Genomic DNA, 24629 nt, shown 5'->3' on the forward strand with positions numbered 1-24629 from the left:
GCATTTCCATTCGCAACGGCAGTTGATCCCGATCCTCCCTCAGGACTTCTCGAAGACGTGAACAACAACAAGCTTTCTCCGCGCTCCGCCAGCCGTTCGCGCTGGTTGCCTCTGGCCCTGGCGTTGGCGGTCAGTGCCGGTATCGGCAACAGCTACGCCGACTCGGCCCCCACCAGCATCCAGATCCAGGCTCAGTCGCTGGCCACGGCGCTGAACCAGTTGGGCCAGCAGACGTCGCTGCAGTTGTTCTTCAGCCCCGCGCTGGTCGCTGGCAAGCAGGCGCCGGCGGTGTCCGGCAACCTGTCGCCGGAGCAGGCGTTGCAAGCTCTGCTGCAAGGCAGCGGGCTGACCTACGAGATTTCCCAGGGCACCGTGGTGCTGCATCCGGCACAGGGCGACAGCCAGGCCGCCAACGGCACGCTGGAACTGGCGCCCACTGATATCACCATGGTTGGCGACTGGCTCGGCGATGCGCAGGAAACCGTGGTGCAGAATCATCCGGGCGCGCGCACCGTGGTGCGCCGCGAAGCGATGGTCGAGCAGGGCGCGATGAACGTGCGAGACGTGCTAAAGGGCATTCCCGGCGTACAAGTGCAGGACTCCAACGGCACCGGCGGCAGCGACCTGTCGCTCAACGTCGGTGTGCGTGGCCTGACCTCGCGCCTGTCGCCACGCTCCACGGTGCTGATCGACGGCATTCCGGCGGCGTTCGCGCCCTATGGCCAGCCGCAACTGTCAATGGCGCCGATTTCCTCCGGCAACCTCGACAGCATCGACGTGGTGCGCGGCGCAGGTTCCGTGCGCTACGGGCCGCAGAACGTCGGCGGGGTGATCAACTTCGTGACCCGCGCGATTCCCGAGAAAGCCACCGGCGAAATCGGCACCCCCCTGGAAACTCCCCGCCATGGCGGCTGGAAGCACATCGAGTCGGCGTTCATCGGCGGTACCGCCGACAACGGCCTGGGCGCGGCGCTGCTGTATTCCGGGGTCAACGGCAATGGCTACCGCAGCAGCAACAACGCCAACGATATCGACGACGTGCTGCTCAAGACCCACTGGGCGCTGACCGATCAGGACGAACTGTCGCTGAACTTCCATTACTACGACGGCAAGGCCGACATGCCCGGCGGCCTGACCCAGGCCCAGTTCGACGCCGACCCGTACCAGTCCGACCGCGACTACGACAACTTCAGCGGCCGGCGCAAAGACGTTTCGCTCAAGTACCTGCGGCAGATCGACGACGTCACCCAGTTCGAAGTGCTGACCTATTACACCGAGAGCTTCCGCGGCAGCACCATCGCCGCCCGCGACCAGAAAACCCTCAGTTCCTACCCGCGCAGCTACCGCACCTTCGCGATCGAGCCGCGGGTTTCGCGGATCTTCTTCAGTGGCCCGGCCACCCAGGAAGTCAGCGTTGGCTATCGCTACCTGAAAGAAGCCATGCACGAGCAGTCCAGCCGCCTGGCGCTGATCAACAACGTCCCGACCGTGACGCCGACGTCCGACGGCCACGTGTTCCAGGACCGCACCGGCGGTACCGAGGCCAGCGCCTATTACATCGATGACAAGATCGATATCGGCAACTGGACCATCACTCCGGGCGTGCGCTTCGAGCACATCAATACCGACTGGAACGACCGCGCCGTGCGCGGCACCAACGGCGTGCCGGTGCAGGCCAAGAGCCGCAGTGTGACCAGCAACGAGCCGTTGCCGGCGCTGAGCGTGATGTATCACCTGTCCGATGCCTGGAAGCTGTTCGCCAACTACGAAACCTCGTTCGGCAGCCTGCAGTACTTCCAGCTCGGCCAGGGCGGTAACGGCGACCAGACCGCCAACGGCCTGGAAGCGGAAAAGGCCAAGACCTACGAGATCGGCACCCGCTATGACGATGGCGACTGGGGCGGCGAACTGACGGCGTTTTACATCGACTTCGACGATGAGCTGCAATACATCAGCAACGACATCGGCTGGACCAACCTCGGTGCGACCAAGCACCAGGGGATCGAAGCGTCGGTGCATTACGACCTGTCGGGGCTCGACCCACGCCTGGACGGCCTGAGCGCCAATGCCGGGTTCACTTACACTCGCGCCACCTATGAAGGCGAGATTCCCGGCTTCAAGGGCCGTGACCTGCCGTTCTACTCGCGTCAGGTGGTCAATGCCGGGCTGCGTTACCAGGTGGACCGCTGGACCTGGAACCTGGACGCCTTCGCCCAATCGAAACAGCGCGCACCGGGCACTGGCATGAACGCTGACGGCAGCTTCAACGGCAACTACATCACCGAGCCGAGCGCCGATGGCCAGTACGGCAATATCCCGGGTTATGTGACCTGGAGCGCGCGGGGCGGGTATGAGTTCGGCAAGGACCTGTCGAACCTGAAACTGGGGGCGGGGGTGAAGAACATCTTCGACAAGCAGTACTACACCCGGTCGAGCGACAACAACTCGGGGATCTATCTGGGTGAGCCGCGGACGTTTTATGTGCAGGCCAGTGTAGGGTTCTGATTTATCGGTTGTCCTTCAGGGCCTCATCGCTGTATGGGTATCTACACACCTCGCAGGCAGCGCAGGACGTCAGATCGCCTCGTATTGTGGGAGCGGATTCATCCGCGAAGGGCCGCAAAGCGGCCCCCAAACCATCCCGCACGAGGTGGCTGTCTGTGTCCGGCCTTTCTTTCGACGCTCAGGCTCCCTGAATGTGAGACCCAGACCAGCCAGAAACAGTGTGTTGGATGGATTTAGGGCCGCTCTGCGGCCCTTCGCGGATGAATCCGCTCCCACAGGATTGCAGGTGAACGACACTTTGCGATGACCTGCGAGATCTGTAGATACCCATGCTCATCGCTGGCTTGTCGGGGCGCCGAACCGCGGCGATGAGGCCCTAAAGTTTTAAACCGCAGCCTCAGCCGGCGACACAATGCTGGTCTTCCCACCCCGCGACCGACCCGAACTCAGGTACGCCGCAATCGATTCCTGCGTCACCTCCCCCAGGAACACCTGATCGCCATCCAGCACCGGCAACCACGCCCGGTTGAACTCGTACATCCGCGACAACAGGATGCGCAGATGCTCGTCATGCGCGGCGGTAGCGTTGAACGGGCGCAGGAAGTCGGCGCACGTCCCTTGCTGGCGATGCAGGTCGCGCCGGCGCACATAACCCAGCGCGCGGTTGTTCTGGTCAGTCACCACAACGTACTTGCGGTCATGCTCGTCCATCAGCTCCAGTGCATCGGCGACCACCATCTCCGGGCTGGCCGACGGGGCGTTGTCCGCCGCGTCTTCGGCGCGTACCAGCAGCAGGCGCTTGAGGGTGCTGTCCTGGCCGACGAAGTTGCTGACGAACTCGTCCGCCGGATGCGCGAGCAGGGTGTCCGGGTGATCCAGTTGCACCAGCTTGCCGGCACGGAAGATGGCGATCTTGTCACCCAGCTTGATCGCTTCGTCGATGTCGTGGCTGACCATGATCACGGTCTTGTTCAGCGCCCGCTGCATCTCGAAGAATTCGTTCTGGATCATCTCGCGGTTGATCGGGTCGACCGCGCCGAACGGCTCGTCCATCAGCAGCAGCGGCGCCTCGGCGGCCAGCGCGCGGATCACGCCGATCCGCTGTTGCTGACCACCGGACAGCTCACGCGGGTAGCGCTGCAGATATTGCTTGGGCTCCAGGCGGATCATGCTCATCAGTTCGCGGGCGCGGTCGTGGCATTTCTGCTTGTCCCAGCCGAGCAGGCGCGGGACCACGGTGATGTTTTCCTCGATGGTCATGTTGGGGAACAGACCGATCTGCTGGATCACGTAGCCGATGCGCCGGCGCAGGGTCACTTCATCCAGGCCGGTGGTGTCTTCGCCGTTGATCAGCACCTTGCCCGAGGTGGGCTCGATCAGGCGATTGATCATTTTCAGCGTGGTGCTCTTGCCGCAACCGGACGGGCCGAGGAAGACGCAGATCTCGCCTTCGTTGACGGTCAGGCTGACCGAGTCGACCGCCTTGACCTCCTTGCCGTTGCTTTGGAAGGTTTTCGAGAGGTTCTGGAGTTCGATCATTTGAGCAGTCCTTCTGGAGTCAGCGAGCGTTGCAGGGCTTGCAGCAGCAGGTCGGCGGCGATGGCCAGGAGGCTCACCAGCACGGCGCCGACCAGCAGCATCGACATGTCGCTGCGGCTGATGGAGGTCAGGATAAGTACGCCAAGGCCACCGGCACCGATGGTCGCGGCGATGGTCATGACGCCGATGTTCATCACCACGGCGGTACGCACGCCGGCGAGGATCACCGGCACGGCGATCGGCAGCTCGACCATGCGCAGGCGCTGGCCGAAGGTCATGCCGATGCCGCGGGCGGCTTCACGGATGCCCGGCTCTACGCTGGTCAGGGCCAGGTAGGTGTTGCGCATGATGGGCAGCAGTGAATAAAGGAACACCGCGGTGATTGCCGGCAGCGGACCAAGGCCCTGGCCGAATTTGGAGTAGAACGGCAGCAGCAGGCCGAACAGGGCGATCGACGGCACGGTCAGCAGCACCGTGGCGCTGGCCTGCAGCGGGCCGGCGAGGGCCGGGAAGCGGGTCATCAGAATGCCCAGCGGCACGCCGACGACAATCGCCAGGGTGACGGCGATGCCCACGAGGGTGATGTGCTGGCCGGTCAGTTGCAGCACTTGCGCCCAGTCCAGATGGGCAAAGGTATCCAGCAGGCTCATTGCGCACCTCCTTGCAGTGGATGCTGGCTGAGGAACTCGTCAGCGACCTTGCCCGGGCTCTGGTGCTCGACATCGACCTTGGCGTTGAGTTGGCGCATGGTCTCGTCGTCCAGTTGTTCGGCCAGTGGCTTGAGCAGTTCGGCCAGTTGCGGGTGGGCGTCGAGCAGTTCTTTGCGCACCACGGGCGCGGCGGTGTAGTCGGGGAAGTAGTGGCGATCGTCTTCCAGCAGCTTGAGGTCGAAGGCGCTCAGGCGGCCGTCGGTGGTGTAGACCAGGCCGGTGAACACCTGGCCGTTACGCAGGGCGGTGTAGACCAGGCCGGCATCCATCTGGCGGATGTCCTTGCGGGTGAATTGCAGGTCGTAGGTTTCGGTCAGGCCGGTGAGGCCGTCGGGACGGTTGGCGAACTCGGTGTCGAGCGCCAGCACGTGGGTCTGCTTCGGCTCGTCGCGCAGTACCTGGTTCAACTGGCTGATGCTGTTCACCTGCGGGTACTGCTCGGCAATGTTGCGCGGCAGGGCCAGGGCGTAGGTGTTGCTGAAGCGCGACGGTGCGAGCCAGATCAGGCCCTTCTTCGCGTCCAGTTCCTTGACCCGGGCGTAGGTGGCTTCTGCGTTTGGCATGCGTTCGTCGATGTGGTTGTAGGACACCAGCGACACGCCGGTGTATTCCCAGACCATGTCCAGTTGGCCGCTTTCCTGGGCGCTGCGCGCCAGGTTGCTGCCCAGCCCGCCGGTGATACGCACCTCGAAGCCGTGCTGGCGCAGGTAGCGGGCGGTGAGTTCGGCGAGCACGGTCTGCTCGGTGAAGACCCGCGCGCCGATGCGGATCAAGGGTTTTTCGGCGGCCTGGGCAAATCCTGCGAACAGCAGGGCCGCGCCCAGCAGCAAGGCGATTCTTTTCATCGGGGTCCCTCGGTCAGTGAGTCAGGCCGCGTTCCAGCCAGCGGCGGCTGCACTGGCTGACCAGCGCGTCGAGCAGCAGTGCCAGGGCCGCGGTGCAGGCCGCGCCGAGTAGCAGTTGCGGCTGATTGTTCAGGGCGATGCCGGGGAAGATCAGACTGCCCAGGCTGTTGGCGCCGATCAGGAACGACAGCGGTGCGGTGCCGACGTTGATCGCCAGGGCTACCCGCACACCACCGACGATGATCGGCACGGCGTTGGGCAGCTCGACCTTGAACAGCGACTGACGCGGGGTCATGCCGATGCCGGTGGCGGCTTCCTTGAGTGAGGCGGGAACGTTTTTCAGGCCTTCGTAGGTGTTGCGCACGATGGGCAGCAACGAGGCGAGGAACAGCGCGAAGATCGCGGGGCCGGCGCCGATGCCGAGGATACTCAGGGCGATGGCGAGAACGGCGAGGGGCGGAACGGTGTTGCCAATGTTGAAGATCTGCATGAAGCGTTCGGCGCGGTCGACCCGGTGCGGTCGACTCAGGGCAATGCCGGCGGGGATACCCACGGCCAGCGCCGCCACCATCGACAGCAGCACCAGCATCAGGTGCGCCTGCAGGTAGAACCAGAGATCGGCGCGGTAATGCGCGATCGTATCGATGCCGATCCAGTGGATCAGCAGGGCCAGGATGACGAGCGCGGCGGCCCATCCCATCAGCCCCTTGCCATAGCGTTTAGCCACAGGCGGACTCCTTTTTTTGTCGGCGGACACACTCCCGTGGCGGCCGCCATTCCAGGCGACAGGCAGTGTGTTCGCGAGTAGCAGCGCGCGTTCCCGCAGAGGGTGATGTGCACGCCATGAGCGAAGCCCCGTCAGGCTCGTGTTGCCGGTGAAACCCACCCCGACCAACGGTCATTGCAGGGGAATGGACGCCTCCATTGCTTTAAAGGTTCCCATCTGATGCGGCATTTGGCCAGTGTTTATCCCTGGGGTGTGCGAAATTTCGCACGAGAAAAGAGCGTGATTCGGACGTGGAGGCGTTGAAGTACCTGCTGTTGGGCCGTTAGTCGCGAGGTTCAGACTTTTTGGTACTTTCGGTAATTGGTGCAGGAAAAGTTGATGGGCAAAACACTTGAGCAGGTGATGAATGACTTATCCCCTGGGTTTCGGGAGGAAGTAGAGCACCTAGCGCGGGAATTGATCGAGGAGGAGACGCAGCGGTCGGTATTCACAAGAATTGGTAGGAGCGATCCGCCAAGCTCACTCCCACAAGGTCAGTGTCAGAGATCGAAATTCAACCGACCTTCAGGTATGATACCGCCCCATTTTTCAATCCCCAGTCAGGCGATTTCCCATGACCAACCAGGCCGCCGAAGTCGCGAAGCGCCGCACTTTCGCAATTATTTCCCACCCCGACGCCGGTAAGACCACCATCACCGAGAAGCTCCTGCTGATGGGCAAGGCGATCGCTGTCGCCGGTACGGTGAAGTCGCGCAAGTCCGACCGCCATGCCACTTCCGACTGGATGGAAATGGAGAAGCAACGTGGTATCTCCATCACTACCTCGGTGATGCAGTTCCCCTATCGCGAGCACATGATCAACCTGCTCGACACCCCGGGCCACGAAGACTTCTCCGAAGATACCTACCGCACCCTGACCGCCGTGGACTCGGCGCTGATGGTGCTCGACGGCGGTAAAGGCGTCGAGCCGCGGACCATTGCCCTGATGGATGTCTGCCGCCTGCGCGATACGCCGATCGTCAGCTTCATCAACAAACTCGACCGCGATATCCGCGACCCGATCGAGCTGCTCGACGAGATCGAGGCGGTCCTGAAGATCAAGGCCGCGCCGATCACCTGGCCGATCGGTTGCTACAAGGATTTCAAAGGCGTCTATCACCTCGCCGATGACTACATCATCGTTTACACCCCGGGCCACGGCCACGAGCGTACCGAGGTGAAGATCATCGAGAAGCTCGACTCCGACGAGGCTCGCGCCCACCTGGCTGACGAGTACGATCGCTTCATCGAGCAACTGGAGCTGGTGCAGGGCGCCTGCCATGAATTCAATCAGGAAGAGTTCATCAACGGCCAACTGACCCCGGTGTTCTTCGGTACTGCGCTGGGCAACTTCGGTGTCGACCACGTGCTCGACGCCGTCGTCGACTGGGCGCCGCGCCCGCTGGCCCGCGTTGCCCACGAGCGCACCGTGGAGCCGGTGGAAGAGAAGTTCTCCGGCTTCGTGTTCAAGATCCAGGCGAACATGGACCCGAAACACCGCGACCGTATCGCCTTCATGCGTATCTGCTCGGGCAAGTACGAGAAAGGCATGAAGATGCGCCACGTGCGCACCGGCAAGGACGTGCGCATCGGCGACGCGTTGACCTTCTTCTCCTCCGAGCGTGAGCAACTGGAAGAAGCCTTCGCGGGCGACATCATCGGTTTGCACAACCACGGCACCATCCAGATCGGCGACACCTTCACCGAAGGCGAGAGCCTGGGCTTCACCGGTATCCCGCACTTCGCCCCGGAACTGTTCCGTCGTGTGCGTTTGAAGGACCCGCTGAAGTCCAAGCAACTGCGTCAGGGCCTGCAACAGTTGGCCGAAGAGGGCGCGACCCAGGTGTTCTTCCCGGAGCGCAGCAACGACATCATTCTCGGCGCCGTGGGTGTGCTGCAGTTCGATGTGGTCGCCAGCCGCTTGAAAGAGGAATACAAGGTCGAATGCGCCTACGAGCCGATCACCGTCTGGTCGGCTCGCTGGATCGCCTGCGATGACAAGAAGAAGTTGGAAGAATTCAAGGTCAAGGCCGTGGAAAACCTGGCGGTGGACGGCGGTGGTCACCTGACCTACCTGGCACCGACCCGGGTCAACCTGGCGCTGATGGAAGAGCGCTGGCCGGACGTGAAATTCCGCGCGACCCGCGAGCATCATTGATGCTGATGCAGCCGCAAGTTTGAAGCTGCAAGCTACAAGAAGAAGCGGTCCGTGTACTGGCCCGCTTTTTCTTGAGGCTTGCAGCTTGTAGCTTGTACCTGGCCGAAGGTCAGTTGCCTGCTTTTATGCCGGTCCAGATCCGCGTCCTGATCCGGTCGATCTTCGCCGGCATCGCCTCCAGGGCATACAGCTTGCCCATCATGTCTTCGCTCGGATAAATCATGTTGTTGGCCTTGAGCTGCGGGTCTACCAATCCGTCCGCCTTGAGGTTGCCGTTGGCGTACTGCACGAAGTTGCTGATGTTGGCCATCACGTCCGGCTGCAGCAGGTAGTTCATGTAGGCGTAACCGGCTTTTTCGTCAGGCGCGTCCGCCGGCATGGCAACCATGTCGAACCACATCGGCGCCCCTTCCTTCGGAATCGAATAGCCCACCTTGACCCCGTTCTTCGCTTCGATCGCGCGGTTCTTCGCCTGCAGCACATCCCCCGAGAAACCCACCACCACGCACACATCGCCATTGGCCAGGTCGCCGGTGTACTTCGAGGAGTGGAAATAGCTGATGTACGGTCGCACTTTCATCAGCAGGTCCTTGGCTTTCTCGTAGTCGGCCGGGTTCTGGCTGTGGTGCGGCAGGCCGAGGTAGTGCAGGGCGATCGGCAGCAGTTCGGGGCCGTTATCCAGCACCGCGACGCCGCAGCTTTTCAGCTTGCTGATGTACTCGGGCTTGAAGATCAGGTCCCACGAGTCCACCGGGGCGTTGTCGCCGAGCACCGCCTTGACCTTGTCGATGTTGTAGCCGATGCCGGTGCTGCCCCAGAGGTAAGGGAAGCCGTACTGGTTGCCGGGGTCGTTCACCTCCAGTGCCTTCATCAGCACCGGGTTGAGGTTCTGCCAGTTGGGCAACTGGCTCTTGTCCAGTTTCTTCAGGGCCTTGCCCTGGATCTGCCGGGCCATGAAGTGGTTGGACGGGAACACCACGTCGTAACCGGAGTTGCCGGTCATCAGTTTGCCGTCGAGGGTTTCGTTGCTGTCGAAGACGTCGTAGGTGGGCACGATGCCGCTGGCCTGCTGGAAGTTCTTCAACGTGTCGGGCGCGATGTAGCTGGACCAGTTGTATATCTTCACCGAGTCGGCGGCGTTGGCCGCGCCGGCGGTCAGCATCAGGGGGGCGAGAAGAAGAGGTGTGAGAAGAAGGGTGCGCATGTCCGGGTTACCTTGCTTTGTCTGTTGTTATCGAAGGCAGGCGATCAGCGGATCAAAAGATCAAAAAATCAGCACGTAGGTCTTGCGCACGGTCTCCTGGATATCCCAGATGCCGGTGCTGTTGGCCGGTAGCATCAGTGCGTCTCCGGCTTCTATGGACAGCGGCTCACCACCGTCAGGGGTGAAGGTGCAGCGGCCTTTGACGAAGTGGCAGAACTCCTGTTGCACGATCTGCCGCCGCCAGCGGCCTGGGGTGCACTCCCAGATCCCGGTTTCGACGCCGTCGCTGCGCTCGACGCAGGTGACCGACGTCACCGCGACGGGCTCGCCGAGGGGCACGGCGACGGGGTTGGAGCTGTCCAGCGCGACAGTCTCGGTGTGTTTGAACTGGGTGATGCTCATGGCCGGTGAACCTCTGTGGTGAAAAGTCAGTGCATGAAGCCTTGCATGAGATCGGCCAGACCACTGGCCAGGCGCCGACGCCACGGCGGGCTGGCGGGGCTGGCGAGGGTGCGATCCTCGAACACGAAACTCTGGATGATCGCGTTGTAGCCCAGCCAGCGGCAGGGTTCCGGCGGCCAACTGGCGAGGCTCGACAGCGGACGGTTGCCGTGGACGGGCTGCGCGGTGAGCGCGTTGTGCTGGTCGAGGATCAGCGCGGCGAGGGTGCGCCGCCGTTGGTGGTGCGCCCACCCCTTCGCCGCCGTAGCCGCCGGCGGGCGATGCCGCGCTGGCGGTCGCAGAGCATGTGCGGGCGGAAGCGCCGCGCCATGCCCGTGTGCCGCCCCAGGAATGACTGATGCGCACGTTCTTCAGGTGCGGGAACAGCTCGCCGAACAGGTAGCGGCGCAGTTCGATTTCGTTGTGGGTCAGGCTGAAGTCGTCGCGCAGCCGGCCGCCGAAGCGGTAGCCGCCACGGGCACCGAAGACCAGGCGGTCGTCGAGGGTGCGCTGACCGTAGGTGACCTGGCGGCTGTTCTCGCTGAACGCCTGGCCCTGGGCAAGGCCGATCTGTTCCCAGGCAGATTCGGGCAGCGGCTCGGTCGCCACCAGCAGGCTCTGCACCGGCAATTGATGCTTGCCCAGCGGCGGCAGGCTGGCGGCGTAGCCTTCACCGCCGGCACCGCCCACTGGCAGCGAATTGTCGCCAGCGGCGTGCGCACCTGACCGGGATTCCAGTCGATGGCGGGGGTGTTTTCGTAGATCGTCACACCGAGGTTTTCGACGGCGCGGGCCAGGCCGCGTACCAGCTTGGCCGGATGGATCGTCGCGGTGTGCGGGCTGAAAATCGCGCCGTAGGCGTTGCTGAGCCGCAGTTGCCCTTCGAGTTCTTCGGGGCGCAGCCAGCGGTAGTCGTCTGCGGTCATGCCCTGGCGGTACAGGTCATCGAGCCAGGCACGCAGGCTCTTTTCCTGTTCCGGGTAACGGGCGGCGCAATAGAGCACGCCGCCTTTGCGGTAGTCGCAGTCGATGCCTTCACGCTGCAGCACGCTGTGCACTTCATCGGGGATGCCGTGGAGCAGGTCGATGCTCTCGCGCCGCTGCTGCGGGGAGAGGGTGGCGAGCAAGCGGTCTTCGCCGAGCAGGTTGCCCATCAGCCAGCCACCATTGCGCCCGGATGCGCCGAAGCCGGCGATATTGGCCTCGACGATGGCGATCTTCAGGTGCGGGGCTTGCTGCTTGAGGTAGTAGGCGGTCCACAGGCCCGTGTAGCCGGCGCCGATGATGCAAACGTCGAGGTCGAGGTCCTGGCGCAGGGCCGGGCGCGCGCAGAGCGGCTCTTCGAGCTGGTCCATCCAGAGGCTGATCGTGCGCCAGGGTTGCATCGGGTTCCGCTCCACATCATCAGGGTGTGGGGCCGATCCTAGTGGCGGGCGGGGCGCGCTGTCTTACGTGCGTGCACGCAGGGAAATCTGCTTCACATAGGCCTTGGGCGACAGCCCGGTGTGCTCGCGGAAGCACTTGTAGAAGGCGGACAGCGAGTTGAAGCCGGCGCTGAAAGCCAGTTCATCGATGGACGCCGCGCAGTTGCCGCTGTCGATCCCGGCCAGCAGATGGTGCAGCCGGGCCTGGTTGACGTAGCGGTAGAAGCTCTGGCCCAGCACTTGATTGAGCAGGTAGGAAATCTGGTTGCGGCTGTACCCGCTCTCGTTGGCGACCCGCTGCAGGTCCAGTTCGGCATCGAGATAGGGACGCTGGCGCTGGAAGTAGTGCTCCAGGTCCTGGGCCATGGTGCTCAACTGCCGGGGCGACAGGCCCAGGCGACTGGTGGCGGGACGCGGGCCGGTGCGGCTGGCGCGCTGGTCGTCGCGGCGCACCAGGGTGGCGTACTCGTTGACCCGCCAGATCAGCCCGTCCCTGACGGTGATGGCTTCGCTGGACTGGAACGCGACCAGGCCCTCGCCGCCCTGGACCGTCACTTCGTACTGGATGAAGGCCGTGCAGCCATCGACGCGGATGCGGTCGCTGTGGACGATGTCTTCGCCGGCCTCATGGGGCAGGCAGGCGCGCACGTAATCACGCAGCTCCCGGTAGCCGAGCACGCGGTTCTGGAAGAAGTCGTGGTACTCGACGTCGGGGTGGTAGAGCGCCATGACCCCGTCCAGATCGCGGTGCTTCCAGCACAGGTGATAGCGCAGCACGGTATCGGCAGTGAGCGGGGTTTGGGCGGGGCCGTCGGGGATGGGCTGGGTCATGGCGGAAATAGTGCCGAGGGGGCTGAGTGTTGTGCAAGTCCCGGGGACGTGTCGCCGGGATTCAATCATCTTGCATAAAACCCACCAGCGCTTCGCCAATCCGGCATTTTGCACGGTCCTAAGACGCGCGCCTGCCCGCAAAGCCCCGTATTCATTGGGCTTCATCTTTTGAAACATTTGGCATGCCCGGTGCACCGTTGTAGAGCGAAGGGGACATTTCGCTCACCGGAGAGGCGCACATGATCACAACTAACGATTACTCACCCACGCTTGATGCAGGCCCTAATCGCTCGGGTGTGTCCTGGGCGGCCATATTCGCCGGCGCTGCGGCGGCGGCGGCCTTGTCACTGATTCTGGTGGTATTGGGCGCCGGGCTCGGCTTCGCCGCGACCTCGCCCTGGGCGAACGAAGGGGCCAGCGCCAAGGCGTTGGGAATCTCGACCATCATCTGGTTGCTGCTGACCCAGATCCTCGCGTCTGGCCTCGGTGGTTACCTTGCCGGTCGGTTGCGGGTGAAATGGGCCAACCTGCATGGTGATGAGGTGTATTTCCGCGACACCGCCCATGGCTTCCTGTCCTGGGCCATCGCGACGTTGGTGGCGGCCGTGTTGGTTGTCGGTACGGTCGGCAGCATGGCCGGTGCCGGTGTTCAGGCGGGTGCCGTTGCTGCAGCCAACAGCGATGCGTCGATGGGCTACTTCGTCGACAGCCTGTTCCGTGGTGAAGGTCCCGCACCGGTCAGCGACGATGCCGCCAATGGCGTGGCAGCCCGTATTCTGGCCCGTTCCGTGACTCAAGATCGCGCCCTGGCGCCGGAAGACCATGCCTATCTGGCGCAGCTGGTGGCGCAACGCACTCGCTTGAGCCAGGCGGAAGCCGAGGCACGGGTTGATCAGGTCGTCGGTCAGGTGCAACAGGCGAAAGTCGAGGCCAAACAGGCGGCTGACACTGCGGCCAAGGTGGCTGCATGGACAGCGCTGTGGACCTTCGTCGCGCTGCTGTGTGGCGCGTTTTTCGCCAGCTTCGCGGCGCTGTTCGGTGGTCGTCAGCGGGATCAGGTGCGCTGGCTGGAAGGTGACACCGTGGGCTATGCCGACCGGCATGCGGCGCGCAACCCTGCCGCCCCGATTCGTTAATTGAAATGAACTAGAAGGAGAACAATCATGCGTTCATTACTGCTGTGGATGTTGGGTGTGCCGATTCCGGTGATCATTCTGATTGCGCTGTTTATGCACTGATTATTTCAGACCGCTTCGCGAGCAAGCTCGCTCCTACAGGGTTCATTCGGCGCCAACCATGACGCTAATCCTGTTCTTGTAGGAGCGAGCTTGCTCGCGATTGGGCCTTAAAGAAACTGCTCCGCGTAATGGCACGCCACCTGCCGCGTCCCCACCTGACGGAACGCCGGCACTTCCCGCCCACAACGCTCGGTGGCATACGGGCAGCGCTTATGGAACGCACAGCCATCCGGCGGGTTCAGCGGGTTGGGCAGCTCACCGGCAATCTTGATCTTCGGTTTCAACGGGTCCGGATGAATCGTCGGCGTCGCCGACAACAACGCCTGCGTATACGGATGCAGCGGCTTCTCGTAGATATCCGCCTTCGGCCCCATCTCCGCCGGCCGCCCCAGATACATCACCAACACCTGATCGGCAACATGCCGCACCACCGCGAGGTTGTGCGAGATGAACACGTAGGCGGTGTTGAATTCCTTTTGCAGGTCCATGAACAGGTTCAGCACCTGGGCCTGGATCGACACGTCCAGCGCCGAGGTCGGTTCGTCCGCCACCAGCACTTTCGGTTGCAGCATCATCGCCCGCGCCAGGGCGATGCGCTGGCGCTGGCCACCCGAGAACATGTGCGGGTAACGCTGGTAATGCTCGGGGCGCAGGCCCACTTGCTGCATCATCGCCTGCACTTTCTCGCGCCGTTCGGTGCGCGACAGCGTGGTGTTGATCAAGAGCGGTTCGGCCAGTTGGTCGCCGATCTTCTGTCGCGGATTGAGCGAGGCGTAGGGGCTCTGGAACACCATCTGCACGTCGCGCCGCAACTGCTTGCGCTCGCGCTTGCCGGCGCCGGCAACTTCCTGGCCGGCGATTTTCAGCGAGCCGGAAGACGGCTCTTCGATCAGCGTCAGGGCGCGGGCCAGGGTGGATTTGCCGCAGCCGGATTCGCCGACCACGGCGAGGGTCTTGCCGGCTTCCAGTTCGAACGACACGCCATTCAGCGCACGGACCGTGGCGTAGCCCTTGAACAGGCCGCGCGAGACTTCGTAGTGACGGGTGAGGTCACGGGCAGTGAGGACGACTTCGCTCATCACGCTACCTCCTGGTTCAGTGGGTAGAAGCAGCGGGCCAGGCTGTGGGCCTGGGGATCGAGGTCGGGGCGTTGCTGGTGACAGTTGTCGCGCACGTAAGGGCAGCGTGGTGACAGCAGGCAACCGCTGGGCCGGTCATACCGGCCGGGAACGATGCCCGGCAAGGTGGCCAGGCGCTCGGCGCCCAGGCTGTGCTCGGGAATCGCCTTGAGCAGCGCTTCGCTGTAAGGGTGGGCGGGGACTTCGAACAGCTCCGGCACCTGGCCGACTTCCACCGCTTGCCCGGCATACATCACGCACACCCGCTTGGCGGTTTCGGCGACCACGGCGAGGTCGTGGGTGATCAGGATCAGCGCCATGTCCTGCTCTTTCTGCAGGTTCAGCAGCAGCTCCATGATCTGCGCCTGGATCGTCACGTCGAGGGCGGTAGTGGGTTCGTCGGCGATCAGCAACTTGGGCTCGCCGGCAATCGCCATGGCGATCGCCACCCGCTGGCTCATGCCGCCGGAGAGTTGGTGCGGGTAGGCGTCGAGGCGGCTTTCCGGGGCCGGGATCTCGACTTTCTTCAGCAGCTCCAGCGCCCGCTGGCGCGCCGCCTTGCCGCGCAGGCCAAGGTGCTGGCGCAGCACTTCCTCGATCTGAAAGCCCACGGTGTAGCTGGGGTTGAGGGCGGTCATCGGGTCCTGGAAGACCATCGCCATGTCCTTGCCCACCACCTTGCGCCGTTGCCGGCCGCTGAGCGTGAGCATGTCGTGGCCGTCGAAGGTGAGGGCATCGGCGCTGATGCGCCCGGGGGCGTCGATCAGGCCCATCAGCGCCATCATGGTCACCGACTTGCCCGAGCCGGACTCGCCGACGATCGCCAGGACTTCGCCTTTGGCCACGCTCAGGTCGAGGCCGTCGACCACCGGCACGGCGCCGGCGTCACCGAAGCGCACGTTGAGATTGCGGATTTGCAGAAGTGACATGGGCTTCTCCTCAGGCGGCATTCTTGAGTTTCGGGTCCAGCGCATCGCGCAGCCCGTCGCCCATCAGGTTGATTGCCAGCACGCTGAGCAAAATGGTCAGTCCCGGCAGGCTCACCACCCACCAGGCGCGTTCGATGTAGTCGCGGGCCGAGGCCAGCATGGTGCCCCACTCGGGGGTCGGCGGCTGGACGCCGAGGCCGAGGAAGCCCAGCGCCGCGGCATCGAGGATCGCCGAAGAAAAACTCAAGGTGGCCTGCACGATCAACGGCGCCATGCAGTTGGGCAGCACCGTGATGAACATCAGTCGCGGCAGGCTGGCGCCGGCCAGGCGTGCGGCGGTGACGTAGTCGCGGTTGAGTTCGCCCATCACCGCCGCTCGGGTCAGGCGCACATAGGACGGCAGCGAGACGATGGCGATGGCGATCACCGTGTTGACCAGGCCAGGGCCGAGGATGGCGACGATCGCCACCGCCAGCAGCAGCGACGGCAGGGCCAGCATCACGTCCATCAGGCGCATGATCGAGGCGCCGAGGGCCTTGGGAAAGAAGCCTGCGAGCAGGCCGAGGATGATCCCCGGAATCAGCGAGATGACCACCGACGACAGGCCGATCAGCAGCGACAGCCGCGAGCCCTGGATCAGTCGCGACAGCAGGTCGCGGCCGAGTTCGTCGGTGCCGAGGAGGAACTGCCAGTTGCCGCCTTCGAGCCACACCGGAGGGGTCAGCAGGAATTCGCGGTACTGCTCGCTGGGGTTGTGCGGCGCGACCCAGGGCGCGAACAGCGCACAGAAGACGATCAGGCACATGAACAGCAGGCCGGCCACTGCGCCCTTGTTGCGCGAGAAGGCGTGCCAGAACTCTTTGTACGGCGACGGATAGAGCAGGCTCTGGTCGATGGGGCTTGAGGCGTTGACGGGGGTTGGCGCGGGAGTATTCATGATGAGGGCCTCAGCGCTGGTGACGAATGCGTGGATTGACCAGGCCGTAGAGGATGTCGACGACGAAGTTGACCAGGATGACCAGGCAGGCGATCAGCAGAATGCCGTTCTGCACCACCGGGTAGTCGCGGGCGCCGATGGCTTCGATCAGCCACTTGCCGATGCCCGGCCAGGAAAAGATGGTTTCGGTAAGGACCGCGCCGGCCAGCAGCGTGCCGACCTGCAGGCCGAACACCGTCAGCACCGGGATCAGCGCGTTGCGCAGACCGTGGACGAACACCACCCGCGCCGGCGACAGGCCCTTGGCCCGGGCCGTGCGGATGTAGTCTTCGCGCAGCACTTCGAGCATCGAGGAACGGGTCATCCGCGCGATCACCGCCAGCGGGATGGTGCCCAGCACGATGGCCGGCAGAATCAGGTGCATCAGGGCGTCCTTGAACGCGCCTTCTTCGTCGCTGAGCAGGGTGTCGATCAGCATGAAGCCGGTCTTCGGCTCGATGTCGTAAAGCAGGTCGATGCGCCCGGACACCGGCGTCCAGCCGAGGTTGACCGAGAAGAACATGATGAGAATCAGGCCCCACCAGAAGATCGGCATCGAATAACCGGTGAGCGATAGCCCCATCACCCCGTGGTCGAAGATCGAGCCCCGCTTGAGCGCGGCGATGACGCCGGCCAGTACGCCGAGGGTGCCGGCGAACAGCAACGCGGCCAGGGCCAGTTCGAGGGTGGCGGGGAACAGGGCGAGAAACTCGTTCCAGACGCTTTCGCGGGTGCGCAGCGACTCGCCCAGATCGCCCTGGGCCAGCTTGCCGACGTAATCCAGATACTGCTCCGGCAACGGCTTGTTCAGACCCAGCCGCTCCATGGCCTGGGCGTGCATTTGCGGGTCGACCCGGCGCTCGCCCATCATCACTTCCACCGGGTCACCCGGGATGAGTCGTATGAGCGCGAAAGTCAGTAGCGTGATGCCGAAAAATGTCGGGATCAGCAGTCCCAGACGCCGGGCAATGAAACTAAACATCTTCTGGTGTTCCTCGTCAGCCGGTCAGGCGGGCCGCCTTTGCCGTTGTACGGCTTTGAGCGACGTTATTGTTCTACTTCACCAGGGTGGTAGCGAAGTTGTTATTGGTCAGGGGGCTGATGATGTAGCCCTCGACGTTCCGACGCATGGCCGTGAACATCTTCGGATGGGCCATGGTTATCCACGGCCGGTCCTCATCGTACACGGCCAGCGCCCGGTTATAGAGCGCCTCGCGTTGTTGCGGGTCGGTCACCTGGCGGGCCTGGGTGATCAGCGCCTGGAATTTTTCGTTGCACCATCGAGCATAGTTCTCGCCATTTCTGGCTGCTTCGCAACTGAGCAGCGGGGTCAGGAAGTTGTCCGGATCGCCGTTATCGCCGGCCCAACCGGTGGACACCATATCGTGCTCGCCGTTCTTCGCCCGGCGCAGCATTTCCGCCCATTCCATGACCCGGATATCGACCTTGAGGCCGATCTGCGCCAGGTCGGCCTGGAGCATTTCGGCGCTGAGCCGCGGGTTGGGATTGGTCGGGCCGCCGCCGTTGCGGGTGAACAGGGTCAGCACCGTGCCTTGCGGGACGCCGGCTTCCTCGAGCAGCGCCCGGGCTTTGTCGAGGTCGCGGGGCGGGTTGCGGTTGTCGTGGTTGTAGCCCATCAGCGTCGGCGGATAGGGATTGACCGCCAGCAGCGCGTTGCCTTTGCCGAACAGTTGGTCGATGTGGGTCTGGCGGTCGAAGGCGATGTCGATCGCCTTGCGCACCCGCACATCGCTCAGGTAACGGTGCTCGGTGTTGAGGGCGATATAGCCGGTGACCAGCGACTCCATCTCGGCGACCTTGAGCATCGGGTCGGCCTTGAGCGCGGGCACGTCGTCGGGCTTTGGATAGAGCGCGATCTGGCATTCGTTGGCGCGCAGTTTCTGCACACGCACGTTGTTGTCATTGGCGATGGCGAACACCAGCGTCTCGCTCGGCGGCACGCCACGGAAGTAGTCGGGGTGGGCCTTGTAACGGACCTGCGCGTCCTTGTTGTAGCGCTGGAAAACGAAGGGACCGGTGCCGACCGGCTTGCTGTTGAGGTCGCCGGTCTTGCCGGCCTTGAGCAACTGGTCGGCATATTCGGCGGAATAGATGGAGGTGAAGGCCATGGCCAGGTCACGAAGAAACGGCGCTTCGGGGCGGGTCAGGGTGAAGACCACGGTGTCCTGATCGGTCTTTTCCACGCTTTTCAGCAGTTCGCGAAAGCCCATGCTCTCGAAGTAAGGGAAGCCGATGCTGGTCTTGTCGTGCCACGGGTGGTTGGGGTCGAGTTGGCGCTGGAAGCTCCAGAGCACATCGTCGGCGTTCATTTCGCGGGTCGGGGTGAACCAGTCGGTATGGTGGAATTTCACGCCCTGGCGCAGGTGGAAGGTGTAGATCAGGCCGTCGTCGCTGATGTCCCAGCGTTCGGCCAGGGCCGGCTGGATATCGGTGGTTCCGGGCTTGAAGTCCACCAGGCGGTTGAACAGGGTTTCGGCCGCAGCGTCGCCAGTCACCGCGGTGGTGTACTGGGCCATGTCGAAACCTTCCGGGCTGGCCTCGGTGCAGACCACCAGTGGCTTGGCGCAGAGGCTTGCCGAGGTGCTCAGCAACAGGGCCGCCAATGCGACCTGAAGGGGAGAGGGATTCATGCAGGCTCCTTTGCTCGGTTCCCGTCTGCGCCCCGGCCGGTGTGGTGGCCGGGGCGCAGGATTGCTCAGAGAATGTCGAAGGGGATGGTGGTCACGACGCGCAGTTCGTCCACGTTGCCATCAATCTGCGCCCGGCTCGCCCGGTGCGCGCTGTAGGTGGCACGGACGCTGGTGTCTTTAAGCGCGCCGTCCTGCACCGCATAGCTCACGCCAATGCCCCATTCCTCGTGGTGTTCACCATCGAGCTTGCGTACATCGTAGCTGCTGCCGCGGTAGTGAGTCCCGTCGATGCCCCAGCCGCGGGCGTTGTAGAGGTTCAGGCGCACCCCCGGAATGCCGTAGGGGGCCAGGTTGAGCACGTAGCTGAGCTGCACGGACTTCTCGTTGGGGCCGTTGAAGTCCGAGTACAGCGAGTTGGCCAGGAAGATCCCGTTGGTGTCGTGCAGGTAGTCGAAGTACTCGTTGCCGCTCACCTGCTGCCACGACAGACCGAGGGTGTGGGCCTTGTGCGTCAGGGCGAAGGACAGGCTGAACGTGTCGTTGTCGATCGGCCCCTGTTTGCCGCGGCCCTGGTCACGGGTGCCGTAGTAGTTGAGGCCGGTGGTCAGGCCCAGCACGGCGGTGTCGCCCAGGTCGTGGGAGGCGGCGACGTAGTACTGGTTCCAGATGTCTTCGACATTGGCGAAGTACAGGCTGGTGGTTAGGCTTCTCATGGGCTGGTAGGTGAGGCCGGCCATGCTGACCCGGTCGGCCTGGGCGCCGATGGCCGAATATTCCGTGGTGAATTTGCTCTTGCCCTGTTCGGTTCGGCTCGAGACGCGCTCGAAGCGGCCCAGGTCGAACGACAGGTTATGGAATTCCGCGCTGTGCAGGCTGAAGCCATCGAAGCTCGACGGCAGTGCACGGTTGCCGATGGCGGCGATCACCGGCGTGTTCACCGTGTGGCGACCCGCCGTCAGGGTGGTGTGGGAGAAGCGGGCCTTGAGGTTGGCCAGGCCGATCTTGCTCCACTGGCCGATGACGTCGCCGTCACTGTGGGTCAGGGTGCGGTTGTTGGGACCGGCCACGGCGGTGCGGCTTCGTTCGAGGGCAATGGCGTTGTAGCCCGCCACCTGGACGCCCAAGCCCACGGGGCCCTGGCTGAAGCCCGAGGTGTAATCGAGGATGGTGCCCTGCACCCAGTTATCGCGGCTGTGGCTGTCGTGGCGGCTGCCGTCGCTCTTGTAGTAGCGGAACTGCGGGCCCTTGGTCGCGCGCTCGTGGGAGTACCAGTTGCGGGTCGAGCCGGACAGGCTCTGCCCTTCGAAGAATCCGCTGGCTTCGGCCTGGGCGTTGTTCTCCTTGAGGGTGAATGGCAGGTAATCGTGGCTGAGGGATTCGGCCAGGGCCTGATCGGCCAGGCCGCAGAAAGTGATAGCGACGATGGAGATGGAAAGTGCTTTCAAGGCGATGCTTCCTTTTGTTCTTGTAAGAGCACCGGCGAGTCTTGTGGACCCACTGGTCATTGCACGGGATCGGGGCGGGTAAGCCTTGATCCGGCGAGGACCGGCATCACTCGATGCCAACATCCAGGAAGGTGGTGCGACCGAAGGGGCTCACCAGGTAATCCTTCACCTTCGTGCTGACCGGCTGGCTGACCGTTGAGTGGGCGACGGGGGTGATCGGCACTTGCTGCTTGATGTACTGCTGGGCCTGGCGGTACAGCTCGGAGCGCTGCTCGCGGTCGGTGACCGACTTGGCCTGTTTCACCAGGGCGTCGTATTGCGGGTCGCACCACATGGAGTGGTTGTGGCTGCCAATGGCGTCGCAGCTGTAGAGGGTGCCGAGCCAGTTGTCCGGGTCGCCGTTGTCGCCGGTCCAGCCGATCAGGATGGTGTCGTGCTCGCCGTCCTTGGCGCGCTTGAGGTACTCGCCCCATTCGTAACTGACGATATTCACCTTGAGCCCGAGCTTGCCCCAGTCGTCCTGAAGCATCTGCGCCATCAGCTTGGCATTGGGGTTGTAGGGGCGTTGAACCGGCATGGCCCAGAGGGTGATTTCGGTGCCTTCCTTGACCCCCGCCTCGCGGAGCATCTGGCGCGCCTTTTCCAGGTTGTGAGGGGGATCGGCGATGGTCTCGTCGTAGGACCATTGGGTTGGCGGCATGCTGTTTACCGCGACCTGGCCGGCACCCTGGAACACCGTCCTGATGATCGCTTCCTTGTCCACCGCCATGTCCAGGGCCTGGCGCACTTCGAGCTGGTCGAACGGCTTTTTCTGGGTGTTGTAGGCGATGTAGCCGAGGTTGTAGGCGGGCTTTTCGATCAGGTTGATGGTCTCGTCGCGGCGCAGGGCTTCGAGGTCGGCGGGGCGGGGATGGATGGTCACCTGGCATTCGCCCTTGCGCAGCTTCTGGACGCGCACCGAGGGGTCGGTGTTGATCGAGAAGATCAGGTTGTCGAGCTTCACCTTCTCCGGCGCCCAGTAATCCGGGTTGCCGCGGTAGCGGACCTGCGCGTCCTTCTGGTAACGGGTGAACACGAAAGGCCCGGTGCCGATCGGCTTGTGGCTGATGTCCGCCGGCGTGCCACGGCTGAGCAACTGTTCGGCGTACTCGGCCGAGAGGATCGACGCGAAGCTCATGGCCAGGTTCTGGATCAGCGAGGCGTCAACCTGGTTGAGGGTGAAGACCACGGTCATCGGCCCGGTCTTCTCGACCTTGGCGATGGTCTTGTCCAGGCCCATGGCGCTGAAGTAGGGGAACTCGGTGCCGTAGGCCATGCGGAACGGGTGGGTGGTGTTGAGCATGCGGTTGAAGGTGAACAGCACGTCTTCGGCGTTGAAGTCGCGGCTCGGGGTGAAGCCGTTGTTGCTGTGGAATTTCACGCCGGGGCGCAGGTTGAAGGTGTAGATCAGGCCGTCGTCGGAGATGTTCCAGTCGGTCGCGAGCGCGGGCAGTACGCCGGTGGCGCCGCGCTCGAACTCCACGAGGCGGTTGTACAGCGGTTCGGCGACGTCATTGTCGGTACCGCTCTGGTATTGCGCGGAGTCGAACCCGGACGGGCTGCCTTCGGAACAGAACACCAGATTGCCCTTGTTGCCGTCGGCCATGCCGAGGGGCGAATGAACCAGCACGCCGGCACCAAGAAGGGCGGCGAAGAGGGAGGTCAGGCGCATGGGTATCCCCTTGTCTTGTCGTTGTCGTTGTCGTTGGAGTTTTCCGCGACACATGGCGAGCCTTCGCTCACGTGCTGCGGCGCCAGTCCCACGGTAAGGGCGGGAAAGGACGACGACGAGTGACACAGGACGCAAATTGGGGTGGGACGTTTCTGAGTGGTTTGACGAAATTTCAGCAGGGTGGTGGTGACCTATCCACAACGAGTGTGGTTGTCGTGGCGGCTATCCACCTGAACGGTCGCGATGGGCCGCAGGGCGGCCCTTGGAACGCGTTTATGGCTTGACGCTGACGCCGTAGAAATCATTCAGCGCAAACGGACTGATCTTGAAGTCCTCCACCGACTTGCGCATCGGCTGATAGACCGTGGAGTGGGCGATCGGGGTGATCGGCACCTGGTCCTTGAGGATGTGCTGGGCCTGCTTGTACAGCTCGATGCGTTTGTTCTGGTCGGTGGTGGTCTTGGCTTGCTTGACCAGCTTGTCGTAGTCGGTGTTGCACCAGTGGGAGAAGTTGTTGCCGTTGACCGCATCGCAGCCGTACAGGGTGCCGAGCCAGTTGTCCGGGTCACCGTTGTCGCCGCTCCAGCCGATCAGCATGGCGCCGTTCTCGCCGTCCTTGGAGCGCTTGATGTACTCGCCCCATTCATAGCTGACGATGCGCGCCTTGATGCCGATCTTCGCCCAGTCGGCCTGGAGCATCTCGGCCATCAGCTTGGCGTTGGGGTTGTACGGTCGCTGGACCGGCATCGCCCACAGGGTGATCTCGGTGCCTTCCTTGACCCCGGCTTCCTTGAGCAACTGCCGGGCTTTTTCGGGATTGTATTCGGTGTCCTTGATGGTCTCGTCGTAGGACCATTGGGTCGGCGGCATCGCGTTGACCGCCAGTTGCCCCGCGCCCTGATACACCGAATCGATGATCTGCTGCTTGTTCACCGCCATGTCCAGCGCCTGGCGCACCTTGAGCTGGGCCATCGGATTGGGCTCGTTGCTGCCCTTGATCTTGTCCATCACGTTGTAGGCGATATAGCCGAGGTTGAAGCCCGCCTGGGACGGCATCTGCAGGTTCGGGTCGGCCTTCAGGGCTTCGAGGTCGGCGGGTCGCGGGAAGAGGGTGACCTGGCACTCGTTCTTCTTCAGCTTCTGCATGCGCACGGAGGCGTCGGTGGTGATGGCGAAGATCAGGTTGTCGATCTTCACCTCGTCGGGGCTCCAGTACTCCTTGTTGCCCTTGAAGCGGATCTGCGCGTCTTTCTGGTATTTGCTGAACACGAACGGGCCGGTGCCGATCGGCTTCTGGTTGAGGTCAGCGGCTTTGCCCTGCTTGAGCAACTGGTCGGCGTATTCGGCGGACTGGATCGAGGCGAAGCTCATGGCGATGTTCTGGATGAACGCGGCATCGACGGCGGCGAGGGTGAACTTCACCGTGTGGTCGTCGACCTTCCCCACCTGCTTGATGTTCGCGTCCATGCCCATGTCGGTGAAGTACGGGAACTCGGTGGGGTAGGCCTTGCGGAACGGCATGTCCTTGTCGAGCATGCGGTTGAAGGTGAACAGCACGTCGTCGGCGTTGAACTCGCGGGTTGGCTTGAAGTAGTCGGTGGTGTGGAACTTGACCCCTTCGCGCAGGTGGAAGGTGTAGGTCAGGCCGTCATCGGCAACGTCCCAGCTGGTTGCCAGGCCGGGAATGACCTTGGTGCCGCCGCGCTCGAACTGGGCCAGGCGGTTGAACATGGTTTCGGAGGACGCGTCGAAGTCGGTGCCGGTGGTGTACTGCGCGGGATCGAAGCCGGCGGGGCTGCCTTCGGAGCAGTAGACAAGATTGCTGGCGGCTTGCGCGGCTGGGGTGACGGCGAGCAGACCTGCGCCGACCAGGAACGGAATGACTGCGGTTTTCAGCATGGTGGCCTCATTGTTGTCATTTTTTTGAGCAGACGGCCTCGTGAGCCGACCTGCGGATATTTATGCCAACGATTGAGGATAGCTGCTTAGCGGGAAAGTGAAGTGGAGGGGGCAGGGCAATGCCAGTCAGTTAAACCAATTGGGGCCGCTTTGCGGCCCTTCGCGACGGTTCGGCGCCCCGACAAGCTCGCTCCCACAACTTGCACCTTGGCTAGGATCCTGTGGGAGCGAGCTTGTCG

Annotated in this window: 18 protein-coding genes and 1 pseudogene; 3 read left to right on the forward strand and 16 right to left on the reverse strand. The window is 63.4% G+C overall.

The window, feature by feature from the left end; genetic code table 11:
- Positions 1–57 precede the first annotated feature (57 nt).
- Positions 58–2505, forward strand: a complete 2448-nt coding sequence (locus HWV67_RS09575; RefSeq protein ID WP_175651053.1) for a TonB-dependent siderophore receptor — start codon at positions 58–60, stop codon at positions 2503–2505.
- A 384-nt stretch (positions 2506–2889) separates the two neighbouring features.
- On the opposite strand, the gene HWV67_RS09580 is transcribed toward HWV67_RS09575, so the two are convergent.
- The 4 genes from HWV67_RS09580 to HWV67_RS09595 are packed head-to-tail and all read right to left on the reverse strand — an operon-like array spanning position 2890 to position 6326.
- A complete protein-coding gene (locus HWV67_RS09580) occupies positions 2890–4044 on the reverse strand; it encodes an osmoprotectant ABC transporter ATP-binding protein OsmV (RefSeq protein WP_175651054.1) in 1155 nt (384 codons plus the stop codon).
- Complete coding sequence (locus HWV67_RS09585; protein WP_110968064.1) at positions 4041–4694, reverse strand: ABC transporter permease; 654 nt, start codon at positions 4692–4694, stop codon at positions 4041–4043. Before HWV67_RS09585 ends, HWV67_RS09580 begins: the two co-directional genes overlap by 4 nt.
- Positions 4691–5599, reverse strand: a complete 909-nt coding sequence (locus HWV67_RS09590; protein WP_175651055.1) for a glycine betaine ABC transporter substrate-binding protein — start codon at positions 5597–5599, stop codon at positions 4691–4693. The genes HWV67_RS09585 and HWV67_RS09590 overlap by 4 nt, the downstream gene beginning before the upstream one ends.
- Before the next feature lie 13 nt (positions 5600–5612).
- Positions 5613–6326 (reverse strand): ABC transporter permease, encoded by a 714-nt coding sequence (locus tag HWV67_RS09595; RefSeq protein ID WP_110968066.1) that lies wholly within the window; start codon positions 6324–6326, stop codon positions 5613–5615.
- A 613-nt stretch (positions 6327–6939) separates the two neighbouring features.
- Here HWV67_RS09595 and HWV67_RS09600 point away from each other — a divergent pair.
- Positions 6940–8523, forward strand: a complete 1584-nt coding sequence (locus HWV67_RS09600) for a peptide chain release factor 3 (protein WP_110968068.1) — start codon at positions 6940–6942, stop codon at positions 8521–8523.
- Positions 8524–8632: 109 nt separating this feature from the next.
- Here HWV67_RS09600 and HWV67_RS09605 read toward each other — a convergent pair whose 3' ends face one another.
- The 4 genes and pseudogenes from HWV67_RS09605 to HWV67_RS09620 form a co-directional block, all read right to left on the reverse strand.
- Positions 8633–9727: a polyamine ABC transporter substrate-binding protein gene (locus tag HWV67_RS09605; protein WP_175651056.1), complete on the reverse strand. Its 1095-nt coding sequence runs from the start codon at positions 9725–9727 to the stop codon at positions 8633–8635.
- A gap of 60 nt (positions 9728–9787) precedes the next feature.
- Positions 9788–10129 (reverse strand): cupin domain-containing protein, encoded by a 342-nt coding sequence (locus tag HWV67_RS09610; protein ID WP_095159568.1) that lies wholly within the window; start codon positions 10127–10129, stop codon positions 9788–9790.
- A gap of 26 nt (positions 10130–10155) precedes the next feature.
- Positions 10156–11553: pseudogene (locus HWV67_RS09615) on the reverse strand (NAD(P)/FAD-dependent oxidoreductase).
- Positions 11554–11616: 63 nt separating this feature from the next.
- Positions 11617–12423 (reverse strand): helix-turn-helix domain-containing protein, encoded by an 807-nt coding sequence (locus tag HWV67_RS09620; RefSeq protein WP_175651057.1) that lies wholly within the window; start codon positions 12421–12423, stop codon positions 11617–11619.
- 239 nt (positions 12424–12662) lie between these two features.
- On the opposite strand from HWV67_RS09620, the gene HWV67_RS09625 reads away from it, so the two are divergent.
- The gene (locus tag HWV67_RS09625; RefSeq protein WP_175651058.1) at positions 12663–13559 is read left to right on the forward strand and encodes a hypothetical protein; all 897 of its coding nucleotides are present in this window, start codon (positions 12663–12665) and stop codon (positions 13557–13559) included.
- A 209-nt stretch (positions 13560–13768) separates the two neighbouring features.
- On the opposite strand, the gene HWV67_RS09630 is transcribed toward HWV67_RS09625, so the two are convergent.
- From HWV67_RS09630 to HWV67_RS09665, 8 genes are all read right to left on the reverse strand, one after another.
- Positions 13769–14740 (reverse strand): peptide ABC transporter ATP-binding protein, encoded by a 972-nt coding sequence (locus HWV67_RS09630; RefSeq protein ID WP_175651059.1) that lies wholly within the window; start codon positions 14738–14740, stop codon positions 13769–13771.
- Entirely contained in the window at positions 14740–15708 is a 969-nt protein-coding gene (locus tag HWV67_RS09635) for an ABC transporter ATP-binding protein (protein ID WP_175651060.1), read from the reverse strand. The genes HWV67_RS09630 and HWV67_RS09635 overlap by 1 nt, the downstream gene beginning before the upstream one ends.
- Before the next feature lie 10 nt (positions 15709–15718).
- Positions 15719–16645 carry an ABC transporter permease subunit gene (locus HWV67_RS09640; protein ID WP_175651061.1) on the reverse strand — a complete coding sequence of 309 codons (927 nt, stop codon included), beginning with the start codon at positions 16643–16645 and terminating at the stop codon, positions 15719–15721.
- 10 nt (positions 16646–16655) lie between these two features.
- On the reverse strand, positions 16656–17666 hold the full coding sequence (locus HWV67_RS09645) for an ABC transporter permease subunit (protein WP_175651062.1): 1011 nt from the start codon (positions 17664–17666) through the stop codon (positions 16656–16658).
- Between the two features lie 73 nt (positions 17667–17739).
- Positions 17740–19335, reverse strand: a complete 1596-nt coding sequence (locus HWV67_RS09650; RefSeq protein WP_175651063.1) for an ABC transporter substrate-binding protein — start codon at positions 19333–19335, stop codon at positions 17740–17742.
- A gap of 65 nt (positions 19336–19400) precedes the next feature.
- Entirely contained in the window at positions 19401–20750 is a 1350-nt protein-coding gene (locus HWV67_RS09655; protein WP_371929301.1) for an OprD family outer membrane porin, read from the reverse strand.
- Positions 20751–20886: 136 nt separating this feature from the next.
- Complete coding sequence (locus HWV67_RS09660; RefSeq protein ID WP_175651065.1) at positions 20887–22491, reverse strand: ABC transporter substrate-binding protein; 1605 nt, start codon at positions 22489–22491, stop codon at positions 20887–20889.
- Between the two features lie 273 nt (positions 22492–22764).
- A complete protein-coding gene (locus HWV67_RS09665) occupies positions 22765–24390 on the reverse strand; it encodes an ABC transporter substrate-binding protein (RefSeq protein ID WP_175651066.1) in 1626 nt (541 codons plus the stop codon).
- Positions 24391–24629: the final 239 nt, after the last annotated feature.

Origin of the sequence: Pseudomonas sp. Marseille-P9899, assembly GCF_903166565.1 — a bacterium.
In the GTDB taxonomy this organism is placed as follows: Bacteria; Pseudomonadota; Gammaproteobacteria; order Pseudomonadales; family Pseudomonadaceae; genus Aquipseudomonas; species Aquipseudomonas huaxiensis.